Source organism: Tichowtungia aerotolerans, from assembly GCF_009905215.1.
Lineage (GTDB): Bacteria > Verrucomicrobiota > Kiritimatiellia > Kiritimatiellales > Tichowtungiaceae > Tichowtungia > Tichowtungia aerotolerans.
Genome location: NZ_CP047593.1, coordinates 604,474 through 616,511, shown reverse-complemented (window position 1 = coordinate 616,511; position 12,038 = coordinate 604,474). Strand labels below are relative to the sequence as shown.

Annotated in this window: 7 protein-coding genes; 6 read left to right on the top strand and 1 reads right to left on the bottom strand. The window is 53.6% G+C overall.

Going from position 1 to position 12,038, the window contains the following annotated elements:
• From GT409_RS02590 to GT409_RS02580, 3 genes are all read left to right on the top strand, one after another.
• Entirely contained in the window at window positions 1-2,583 is a 2,583-nt protein-coding gene (locus GT409_RS02590; protein ID WP_160626661.1) for a hypothetical protein, read from the top strand.
• Between the two features lie 29 nt (window positions 2,584-2,612).
• Entirely contained in the window at window positions 2,613-3,749 is a 1,137-nt protein-coding gene (locus GT409_RS02585; RefSeq protein WP_233231591.1) for a sialidase family protein, read from the top strand.
• Window positions 3,750-4,025: 276 nt separating this feature from the next.
• Window positions 4,026-5,831 (top strand): hypothetical protein, encoded by a 1,806-nt coding sequence (locus GT409_RS02580; RefSeq protein ID WP_160626660.1) that lies wholly within the window; start codon window positions 4,026-4,028, stop codon window positions 5,829-5,831.
• 325 nt (window positions 5,832-6,156) lie between these two features.
• On the opposite strand, the gene adhE is transcribed toward GT409_RS02580, so the two are convergent.
• A complete protein-coding gene (adhE, locus tag GT409_RS02575; protein WP_160626658.1) occupies window positions 6,157-8,805 on the bottom strand; it encodes a bifunctional acetaldehyde-CoA/alcohol dehydrogenase in 2,649 nt (882 codons plus the stop codon).
• Between the two features lie 69 nt (window positions 8,806-8,874).
• Here adhE and GT409_RS02570 point away from each other — a divergent pair, with 69 nt between their 5' ends.
• From GT409_RS02570 to GT409_RS02560, 3 genes are read left to right on the top strand one after another with little or no spacing between them, the layout of a single operon-like run.
• Window positions 8,875-9,153: a (2Fe-2S) ferredoxin domain-containing protein gene (locus GT409_RS02570; protein WP_160626655.1), complete on the top strand. Its 279-nt coding sequence runs from the start codon at window positions 8,875-8,877 to the stop codon at window positions 9,151-9,153.
• On the top strand, window positions 9,146-10,858 hold the full coding sequence (locus GT409_RS02565) for a [Fe-Fe] hydrogenase large subunit C-terminal domain-containing protein (protein WP_160626653.1): 1,713 nt from the start codon (window positions 9,146-9,148) through the stop codon (window positions 10,856-10,858). Before GT409_RS02570 ends, GT409_RS02565 begins: the two co-directional genes overlap by 8 nt.
• Window positions 10,858-12,030: a SpoIIE family protein phosphatase gene (locus tag GT409_RS02560; protein ID WP_160626651.1), complete on the top strand. Its 1,173-nt coding sequence runs from the start codon at window positions 10,858-10,860 to the stop codon at window positions 12,028-12,030. The genes GT409_RS02565 and GT409_RS02560 overlap by 1 nt, the downstream gene beginning before the upstream one ends.
• The last annotated feature ends 8 nt before the right edge of the window (window positions 12,031-12,038 follow it).

Sequence of the window (12,038 nt, the reverse complement as noted above, 5' to 3'; positions counted from 1 at the left end):
ATGATGCATTGGTTCTCGGGAATAACGGTATTGCTGAATCTGTTCTTTGCGGTCGAAACAGCTTCCGCAGTGCAAACAGACCAGCTGAATGTGGAATCCAGGCTGCCGGCTTATCTGAATACGGATACAGCGATTATGGTATTTGAGAGACACAGCGCCGATGATGTTATGTCGGTGACGATGTCGTTTCAGGAGCAGAATACATTGCAGGTTCCGGCACCCCCTCAGACGGTTACGCTTTCCGGGCCGGGGTTGCGCAGTGAAGAGCTGATTGATATCAGCAGCTGGCCGGACGGGGAATATAAGGTGTTTGTTTCGGTGGACGGGGATGCTGCGGAGCCTCTGGTGCGCGGCATTCGCAAGCAGACAATCATTCCTCCCGAGCCGCCGGACGGGCCGTTTTCTGTCGGTGGCGACAAAATGTTTTTTGTCGACGACTGGTATCTGGAACAAACCCGCGGACTGAAACGGGAGGTTCACCCGGCGGAACTGGTTCCGGTTGAACCTTGGAACAGCCGGCCTGAACTCAAATGTCCCAGAAACTCAATCCAGAGTTTCTGGATGGATTCCAATGGAAAGCTTAACGTAGAAATTCTGGCCCAAACGGCTTCGCGACAGACGGTGAGCAATTACTGGGTGCAGAGTACCGACTTGGAAAACTGGACTGTGGTTTCTGCTCCTGCGGCTCGGCATAAGGATTGTTCGCTCGTCAATTTATCAACGCCGTCCACGGCGCCGGCTAATCCGATTTACAGAAGGTATGATCCGGCGGTGGATGGAGAAGTCGATTTGTCTCAGGTGAGGGTCCGCTGGTCGGGAACAGAAGAAAATGTTATGTGGGGGGATATTCCGATTCCGTACCGCAGTCGGATTGCCGTGTGGGAAAAGCCTGGCGGCGAAGTTTTAATTTTAGGCGATCCGATTACGATTGATAAGCATCTTTTTGCATTGGATGAGATTGGAACGTGGGCGGACTCCAATGATAATTTCGGTGAGGCCCGCCTGAGTCGGGACGGAAAGACTCTGAGTTGTTATCAGTCCCGCCTGATTCCGCGGCACGATCCTTTTCTTGTGCATTACGACAACAATCTGGCGGAGCGGATTATGGTCACGTGGAGCACAACCAACGGGGTGAACTGGACGCCGCGTTTCTTTGACGCCCCGACGCTCGACGATCCGTGGTCCACGCAGCACTATGGTGTGGACATGTGGTACGAAGAGGACCGCCGCCTGGAGTTTGCCTATCACAAGATATACGACGTACAGCGCCAGAAGGTGTACACGGAGCTGGCATACAGCCGAGACGGGATTTGCTGGAACCGGGTGCCGGGTGGAGAGCCGTTTCTCCGAAACGGCGCACCCGGAACCTTCAACTACGGATATTCCATCACAACCGGCAACCGTACTCGCATGAGCTGGGACCGATATTGTTACGAACCTATGCAGTGCATCAATGTTCTGCATTTTATGTTCATGTCTGTTTACAGTAAGGATGACCGCTCGTTTGTGACACCGGAGTTTTATGCCGACCGTTTTGACGGGCGTATGGTTGGAGAGTACGGCGTGGAGAATTCTCCGGTGATGAACTGGTACGACTCCTGGCAGGAAATCTGCGACATGACCAAAACGCAGATGTTTACACCGGTGTTTATGCGTTATCGACAGGATGGCTGGATCGGTGCTTCTCCGGAACAATGCCAGGCAGAAATTATTACAAAACCGTTGTTGGTTGCCGGTGGACTTTCGATCAATGCTGCGACGGATCCCGACGGATGCATTGTGGTGGAGGTGTTGGATACATACGGAAATGAATTGGCCGAATACTGCGGACAAAACGCTGCTGTGTTTAAAGGGGATGACGTGTACGCGCCGCTAAGCTGGTCGAATGGCGGCGTTATGAATTTGCCGTCGGCTCCGGTCAAACTTCGGATTTCACTTGAAAAGGCGGAACTGTTCACCCTGAAGTTTAACGATGAGGTCCAAGACAGTTTTGACCGTGCAGACACGACCTTTTCTTCTAATACCGAGGTTATCGGCGATGAATGGACTTCTGAATCCCCGGTCAACTGGGCGCTTCAGAACGGGATGCTTGCAGCGGATTACAACGTTGCCGGAGAATACGTTTTACAGCATACCGCACAGGAAACGATCAGTGGCGACGGACGTGGGTTTGATGTTTCAGCAGATGTTGCCGGAATGTTTACCTACGCTTGGGGCGGCGTCGTCTTCAATTATCAGGATCAGGATAATTTCTATGCCGTGCGGTTCCGGGCGGGAACGCGCTGGTATCAGCTCGTCAGAGTGGTGAATGGGGTCATTTCCGCCTGTGTCACCAAAGAGGATGCGCTCACAGAGTTTTCGGTTGGAACACTTTATACTATTCGGGTTCGGTCCACAGAGGAGTATCAGTTTAATTTTGAAATTACCGATCCGGCGGGTACCGCAATTCTGAATCCAACGACAGAGGGCAAGGATGCTGCTCAGAATTTTACGGGCGGAGCTGCCGGATTGTATGTGCGTTCGGCGTCCAGCTCTGATGTGCCGGATGTCTTATTTGATAATTTTTCAGTGATGATGCACTGATGAAGATAAAAAAACGGGAGAGCCTTCTTATGAATATGATGTGTGCAGCCATGATCCTTCTGTTTTCGGTGCTGTCCCCGATGTTACTATCAGCCGCTGAAGTTCCTGATTTATTCAAGCATCCTCCCCGATATCTTGGACCGCCGGAGGCCGGACATGCAGTTGCCGACCGGCAGTTTCAAGGCATTCCAAGTTTGGCTGTTGCTGCCGGTGGCCGTCTATGGAGTGTCTGGTACGCCGGAGTTACGCCTGATGAAGATGAGAATAATTATGTTGTTGTCAGTACAAGCGCAGATGGCGGGAAGACGTGGAAAGAAGTATTGGTGGTTGATCCTGATGGAACTGGTCCGGTGCGTGCGTTTGACCCGGAGGTCTGGGTGGCCCCTGATGGCAGGTTGTTCCTGTTTTGGGCGCAAGCTGTGGGGCATGACGGCAGTGTTGCCGGGGTGTGGTGCCTAACCACTGATACTCCCGATTTGGAGAGCCCGCAGTGGGGCTGTCCTCGTCGTCTGACGGACGGTGTTATGATGTGTAAGCCGGTTGTGCTTTTAACCGGGGAATGGGTTCTTCCGGTTTCCATTTGGAAAACAATGGATTGTAGCGCTCGAATGGTTGTATCAAAGGATTCTGGAAAAACCTGGGCGGTACGCGGAGGGTGTAATATTCCGGTTGATGTCCGTGCGTACGATGAGCACACGATTGTCGAACGTAAAAATGGAACTCTTTGGATGCTGGTACGCACAAAATATGGAATCGGAGAAAGTATATCAATGGATCGGGGGTCGACATGGACCGCTCTGACTCCTTCTGACATTTTGCATCCCAGCAGTCGATTTTTTATTACTCGTTTGGCTTCCGGAAATCTCTTGCTTGTTAAACACGGGGCTATTATGAAAAAAACCGGGCGCTCGCACCTGACGGCTTTTCTTTCCACCGATGATGGGGGAACCTGGGTTGGTGGTTTGCTGCTTGATAAACGACACGGAGTGTCTTATCCGGATGGACAGCAGTCATCTGATGGGCTTATTCGGATTGTTTATGATTATAACCGTACTGAAGAACGTCATATTTATATGGCAACGTTTAGCGAAGAAGATGTGATTCTAAAAAAATCCGCTTCGGAAACGGTTGAATTGAATCAAGTGGTTAGCGCTCCTTCCGATTAGTGGCGGGTCCTGTTTTTGTAAACACATTTTTACCAGTGTCTTGGGGTATCTATTTGTGCTTCCTTTTGTTTTTTCGGCGAGTTGGATTATTTCAGTAAACAGGAAATCTCGCCTTTTGAGTATATATAGTATACAAAAAGGGGTATATTGTAAAAATTTTTTGACATTGACGAGGGTTCGGATATAATAGATCCGTTGCAAAAGAAGTGATTTTGGGCGGGATCGGTGCCGATCCGGGGTCCGTTGAGGTGAAAACAAAAAAGAAAGGAGTCGGGGATGAAGAGAATAAAAACAGCAGGAACGGCAATGATCGTTTTGCTTTGTCTGGGGTACAGCTCAGGTTGGGCCGCAGGGTTTAGTTTTACAGATACATTTGACGGTGCAACCAGCTATTCTACGAATGCCGCCGAGTCGATAGGAGCGGGTTGGGTCAACCCCTATGAAACCACAAGCGCCTTCCGGGTTGCTATCAAAGATAATGAATTGAATTTCGATGCACCTTCGGGTATCGACATGAACTACATAATCTACAATACAGGGATGGAACTGGCCGCTGGAACTTCGGCAGGCGACGGAACCAATTGGACTCTTTCCGCGGATGTCCGGACGAAAATCAACGGTACTTATGCCGGAGTTGCCTTCAATATTCAGGACGAAAACAACTTCTATGCGCTTCGCATCAAAACCGGAACTACTCAGGCCCAGGTTGTGAAAGTGGTGAACGGATCGGTCTCCAATGTAGAAGCCGGCAGCACCAGTATGGTATCGAACACAGAGGCAGGGCAGCTGTACACTTTTACCATTACATGCGACGAAGCGGGGACCATTGATTACACCATCACCGAAAAGGGAAGCAGTATCGTACTCAATCAGGTTACATCATCGACCGCTTCAGTTGTTTTCGACGGCGGGTACGGGGGGCTTTATCTTTGGCACGGAGAAGCTGCCGGCAACTCTCCCGAGGCGGGTTTCGATAATTTCAGCATTCAGACAGTTGTACCCGTTGATTATTCGCAGGGAACAGAGCTGTATGATCCGTTTGATGGATCGTGGTACTATTCCACAAATGCCGTCGAGGCTATCGGAGTAGGCTGGGTCAATCCTTATGAAACTATAAATGCCTTTCGGATTGCCAGAAAGGGTGACGAGCTGAACTTTGATGCGCCTGCAGACATTGATATGAACTATATGATATACAATACCGGCCTGGCCATGAATGCGGGGACCGCAGGAGACGGAACCAACTGGATGTTTACGGCGGATGTTCGGACAAAAAACATCGGAACGTATGCAGGCGTGGCTTTTAATATTCAGGACGAAAACAACTTTTATGCGCTTCGTATCAAAACCGGAACCACTCAGGCGCAGGTTGTGAAAGTGGTGAACGGATCGATTTCCAATGTGGAAGCCGGTAATGCCAGCATGATTTCCAACTCGGTAGCTGGGAAAATGTATACTTTTACGGTCTCCTGCGACTCGGCGGGAACCATTGATTATACAATCACTGAAAAAGGGAGCAGCACGGTTTTAAACCAGATTGTATCATCGGCCTCTTCGGTGGTTTTTGACGGCGGTTACGGCGGTCTTTATCTCTGGCACGGAGAATCTTCCGGGAGTTCGCCGGAAGCTGTTTTCGACAATTTTAAACTGCAGGTGCTGCCTGCCGTTTTGGAACTCAACACTTATTCCACATGGATCGACCAGTACCCGATGCTCGGAGAATCGTCCGGCTATGCTGACGATCCTGACCAGGACTCTATGAACAACCTGCTTGAGTATGCTCTGGGCGGAAACCCGACAGGCTCCGATGCCGCGAGTGTGCTGCCGGTCTTCAGTATAGGCGAAGACGGAGGATCGAACTGGTTATATTACACCTACATTCGCCGTCTCGATGCTGCCGATCGCCAGTTGAGCTATACGGTTGTGTCAGGTACCGAACTGGTAACTGCTGCCATGACCAATGTGATCAAAGAACTTAGTTCGTCTCCAATTGATGACGAATTCGAGAGCGTAACCACCCGGATATCAACCGCAGAGGAAACGCAGTCGTTTCTGAAGCTCGAAGTGGAACTGAGCGAGTGAGTTGTTTGTATCTATGATCGTACGACGAAGCTCTGGAAATAAAATGAGGTTCTGTCATTCCGGGGCTTTGGTTGTCCTTTCTCGGGTGCGACGCGATCAATTTTTGCCTGATTGCTGCTAAGAGAAGTATCTTGCGGTCAACATGGCATAGCACTGGAGCTATAATTATTCCTGCACGTAGACTGGTAAAACGGATGCTTTGAAAATGGCTTTGCCCTAAAGAATAACGAATTTTCTGACAAAGAGAAGGAGCCTTCCAAAGGTTGGAAACCGGAGCAGCCTAACCGGTTCGGCAGGTCCAACCTCTGGAAAGCTTTGGAGTTACTTATTTGCCTTCGTAGGCTGCTGTATATAGTTCTTTCAGTTCGCTGATCAGCGGGTAGCGCGGGTTGGCGCCGGTGCACTGGTCATCGAATGCGTTTTCTGCGAGCTGATCGAGGTTCGCGTAGAACTCCGTTTTATCCACGCCGGCGTCCTTGATGCTTTTCGGAATGCCGAGTTTGGCTTTCAGCTCCTCGATCGCTTTGATCAGCAGTTTCACCTTCTGGTCGTTGGTGTCGCCGCCGAGTCCGAGGTAGTCGGCTACGCGGGCATAACGCTCTTTCGCGGTCGGCCAGCTGTACTGCGAGAACGCAGCCTGCTTGATCGGATTGTCCGTGGCGTTGAACTTGATCACTTCATTGATCAGCAGCGCATTGGCCAGTCCGTGCGGCAGGTGATAGGCCGCGCCGAGTTTGTGCGCCATACTGTGGCAGATGCCCAGGAAGGCGTTGGCGAAGCTGATGCCGGCCAGCGTTGCGGCGTAGTGCACTTTTTCGCGCGCTTTGCGATCGCCGGTTTCGTAGGATTCCGGCAGGTATTTGAAGAGCAGTCGGAGTGCTTCGAGCGCCTGCGGGTTGGTGAACTCGGTGCTGATCACGCTGACGATCGCTTCGAGCGCATGCGTGACCGCATCGATACCGCCGAACGCCGTCAGAGATTTCGGCATGCCCATCACGAATTCCGGATCGCAGATGGCCATGTCCGGCGTCAGGGCGTAGTCGGCAATCGGATATTTCGCGCCTGTCTTGTCGTCGGTGACGACGGCGAACGGCGTAACTTCCGAACCGGTTCCGCTGGTGGTCGGGATACAGACCATTTTGGCCTTTTTGCCCAGTTCCGGGAAGGTGCAGATGCGTTTGCGGATATCCATGAAGCGCATCGCAAGATCTTCGAACCTGGTTTCCGGGCTTTCGTACATCAGCCACATGATTTTGGCTGCATCCATCGGAGAGCCGCCGCCGAGGGCGATGATGACGTCCGGGTTGTATCCGTTCATCATTTTGAGCCCGGCTTTGATCGTGCTCAGATCCGGATCCGGCTTGACGTCTGCAAAGACCTGATAGTCTACGTTAACGGCCGTCAGTGCGTCGGTCACTTTGGTGACGAGGCCGAGTTCCAGCAGCGGCTTGTCGGTCACAATCAAGGCACGTTTGCAGTCGGCCAGATCGCGCAGAGCGACCGGCAGGCAGCCGTACTTGAAATAGATGTTTTTCGGCACGTTGTACCACAGCATGTTTTCGCGGCGCTCCGCGACCGTTTTCACATTCATCAGATGTTTCACTCCTACGTTTTCGCTGACACTGTTGCCGCCCCAGCTTCCGCAACCGAGAGTCAGCGAGGGTTCGAGTTTAAAGTTGTACAAATCACCGATGGCTCCCTGCGAACTCGGGGTGTTGACCAGAATTCGCCCGGTTTTCATTTTGGCGCCGAATTCGCTGATGCGGTCGTCGTTCAGCGGGTCGGTATAGAGTACCGAGGTGTGACCGATCCCGCCCGCGGCCACCAGCGCTTCGGCTTTGACGACGGCGTCAGCAAAGTCAGAAGCTTTGTACAGGCCCAGAACCGGGCTGAGTTTTTCGTAGCTGAACGGTTCGTCGGCGCCGATTTTGCTCGCTTCACCGATGAGCACTTTGGTGTCGGCATTGACTTTGATCCCGGCCAGCTCAGCGATTTTAGCGGCGGGTTGTCCCACGATTTTCGCGTTGAGGTGCCCGTCGACCATAATGGTTGCGCCGACTTTTTTCTTCTGGGCGGCGGTCAGGATGGTGGCTCCGCGCTTTTTGAACTCCGCTTTCACTTCGGCGTAAACTTCATCGACGACGACGACGCTTTGTTCCGATGCGCAGATAACGCCGTTATCAAAGGTCTTGGAAATCAGGATGCTGTTGACGGCCGTTTTAATGCAGGCGGTCTCGTCGATGATGGCGGGCGTGTTCCCGGCGCCGACCCCCACAGCGGGAGTTCCGCTGCTGTAAGCCGCTTTCACCATACCCGGTCCACCGGTCGCGAGAATCAGCGCGATGTCCGGGTGACTCATCAGCGCATTACTCAATGCGACAGACGGTTCTTCGATGCAGGCGATCAGCCCTTCCGGTGCGCCGGCCTCTTCGGCTGCTTTGCAGACGATTGCGGCAGCTTTTGCAGTGCATACTTTTGCGCGCGGATGCGGAGAAAAAATAATTCCATTTCGCGTTTTCAGCGCGATCAGAGCTTTGAAAATCGCAGTCGACGTCGGGTTTGTGGTCGGCACGACTCCGGCGATGATTCCGATGGGCTCGGCGACTTTGGTGATCCCGAAGGTTTCATCGCGTTCGAGTACGCCGCAGGTCTGCGTGCATTTGTACTTGTTGTAGATGTACTCAGAAGCGAAGTGGTTTTTGGTCACCTTGTCTTCCACGATTCCCATGCCGGTTTCTGTCACGGCGTCCTTGGCCAGTTCGATACGGGCCACGTTGGCTGCGATGGCCGCTTTGCGGAAAATCGCATCCACCTTTTCCTGCGGGAAGTCCGCATAAGCAGCCTGCGCTGCCTTTACCTTCTGGATCATCTTATCCAGTTGTTTCATTTCCGTCGTCGTCATCATCTCTCTCCCGGTTTGAGGGTTTGCAAAATTTCGATCGGGCAGGATCGATATCGTTAAATCGATTGACATATATCGATAACAGTGTACTGTATGCAATCGAAATATCAAAAAATTTTACAGGGCTGCCGGGAGATTGAGATGAGCCAGACGGAAAATGAAACAATTGAGATGACGATCTGTATGGGAAGTTCCTGCTATGCGCGCGGAAACGGAACCAACCTGGAGGTGATTGAGGACTATCTGGAAGAGCACGGCATGGAGGCGCGCGTGGTTCTTGCCGGGAGCCGCTGCGAAGGCTGCTGTGCCGACGGGCCGAACGTAACGGTTAACGGTCGGCGCTTCGGGCGGGTCGATCGGGAAACTCTGCTTGATATCCTGAATGAGTTTTGTCCAGCCGGGGAGGAGGACGATGAATAAGGTGTTTCCAGTGTATACAGTCGAAGCAGAGTGTCAGGACTGCTACAAGTGCCTGCGCCAGTGCCCGGTCAAAGCGATCAAGGTGGAAAAGGGGCGGGCGGCCGTGATTCCCGATGCCTGTATTGCCTGCGGTCGCTGTGTTGAAGTCTGTCCGGCGGGTGCCAAGCGGATCCGTGATGACCTGGGCCGGGTTCAATATCTGCTCAGCCGCAAGGCGAAGGTCTTTGTGTCGCTGGCTCCATCCTATCCGGCTGCATTTCCGGGTGTTGCGCCCGGAGCTCTGGTGGCCGCGTTGAAAAAGCTGGGGTTTGAAGGTGTCAGCGAAACAGCATTGGGTGCCGAACTGGTCAATCAGGCGGTCAGTGAACTGCTCGGGCGCAATGAACGGGCTGTGACGCTTTCGACGGCCTGTCCGGTTGCGGTTGATTATATCCGCAAGTACATACCGGATATGACGGATGCTTTTACGCCGATTGTTTCGCCGATGCTGGCGCATGGACAGTTTCTGCGCAGATCTTACGGAGAGGATATCGGCGTAGTGTTTGTCGGCCCGTGCATCGCAAAAAAATCCGAAGCCGACGAATGTCGTCAGTGGGTGGATGCGGCTCTGACATTCGAAGATCTGCTCCGCTGGCTGGATGAAGAGGATCTTGCACTGGATGCCGATGTGCCGGATGGAATGGACAACCCGTTTGTTCCGCATTCGGCCGGCGATGGTGCATTATATCCGGTCGCAGGCGGCATGAACGAAACCCTGCGTTCTCTTCTTGGAGACAGTTCGACACGTCTGCTCAGCGTTGCGGGGCTTAATAACATTAAACATGCCCTCGAAGGGTTTCGGCTGCGCCCGCCGGTTGAGCCGGTGTTTCTGGAACTGCTGGCCTGCAGCGGCGGATGTCTGGGCGGTCCCTGTGTGGAGAAAGAAAATACATTGGGAGGAGAGCTCGACATTCGTCGGCATGTGCCGTGTGCTGCCAGTGTCTCTGAAACTCAGGTGCCCAACCTGAATCGTCAGTTTGTCAGTTGCGATCCGCCGGAAAGTCCGGTGGAAAGTTCGCAGGTCCGTATGGCGCTGGCCCGCATCGGCAAACGCACTGCAGAAGACGAAATCAACTGCGGCGGCTGCGGGTATGACACCTGCCGCGCTTTTGCGCTGGCGGTGCTCGCCGGGCGTGCCGAGCCGTCCATGTGCGTTTCCAACCTTCGGAAAAAAGCGCAGCGCAAAGCCAATGCGCTGCTGCGCAGTATGCCGTCCGGTGTGGTGATTGCCGACAGCAATCTGCGCGTGGTGGAATGTAATGAAAACCTTGCCCGCATGTTCGGCGGCGACCTGCTGCTGGGCTATCAGGCCCGGCCCGGCCTCGAAGGCGTGGACCTGCGCAAGGTGGTGCCGTTCCCGGAAATCTTTCAGCGCGTTCTCGACAGCGGGCAGGAACAGCATCGCGACATCATACACATTGATGAGCGCCTGATCAGTCTGACGGTGTTTTCCATTGAGCCGCACGAAACGGTTGGCGGAATTCTGCTGGATGTGACCTCTGCGGAACTGCGCCGTGAGCATATTGCCACCCGCGCGCGCGAAGTGATCGACAAGAATCTGGCCACCGTTCAGGAGCTGGCGTTTAAGCTTGGCGAGCACATGGCCGACACCGAGATCCTGCTGCGTTCGATCGCCGAAGATTATGTAACGGAGAGGAAGCCGTAATGGAAAATCTCTTCAAAGAAGTCGAGGTGTATCAGGTGCGCAAAGCATCGGAGCTCGCGTGCGGGGATGTCTTCCTGTCCAATCGCGATCCGTTGACCGATCGGCTTGTTTCGGTGCTGTCGGACGGCCTTGGCAGTGGCGTGAAAGCCAATGTGCTGGCTGCTATGACCGCCCAGATGGCGCTGAAATTCACCCTGAGCGAGCTGGATATGGAGCGGTCGGCGGAAATCATGATGAATGCTCTGCCGATCTGTGCCGTTCGTAAGATCGGTTATGCGACCTATACGATTGTTGACTGTCAGGGGCATCGTTCGATCCGCATCGTTGAGCAGGGCAGTCCCCGTTTTATTTATATTCGTCAGGGCCGCGTGATCGACCTGCCGTTTGAAGAGCTTGGCAGCCGTCAGCGGGATTACCGGACGGTACGCATTACGACCTGTGTTCCGCAGCCGGAGGATCGCATCATTTTCTTTTCAGACGGCATCACTGAATCCGGAATGGGCACTCCGAATTATCGATTGGGATGGCGACACAGCGGCGTTGTACACTTTGTGCAGTCTCTGCTATCGGACGATCCTGAAATCTCCGCCCGGACACTCGTCCGTCGCATTGTCCGCGAAGCGTTGAACAAAGAACCGTCCCGGCGGGCGGGAGACGACACGACCTGTGCCGCCGTTTATGTGCGGCGTCCGCGACGCACACTGGTTCTTTCCGGACCGCCCTACGATTCCTCCCGCGACCGGGAGGTCGCCGGACTCCTCGCTGAATTCGACGGGCGCACGGCCGTTTGCGGGGGAACCAGTGCCGAGATTGTTTCGCGCGAACTGGGGCGGCCGCTGCACACGCCAATCCTGCGCGGGCGCTCCACATTGCCGCCGGTATCACGGATGGAAGGCGTGGATCTGGTCACCGAGGGGATTCTAACGCTGACCGAAGTGCTGCGCCGGCTGGACCACGGAGATTCGTCGCCGACTGCAAATGCGGCGACCCAGCTCGTCGACCTGCTGCTGGAAAGTGATGTCATTGAACTGGTGGTCGGAACACGCATTAACGATGCGCATCAGGATCCCAATTTGCCGGTGGATCTAGAAATCCGTCGCAACCTGATGAAGCGCATCAAGCGGGTTCTGGAGGAGAAGTACTTAAAGGAAGTGAATATTCGATACATCTGAAACTGGAG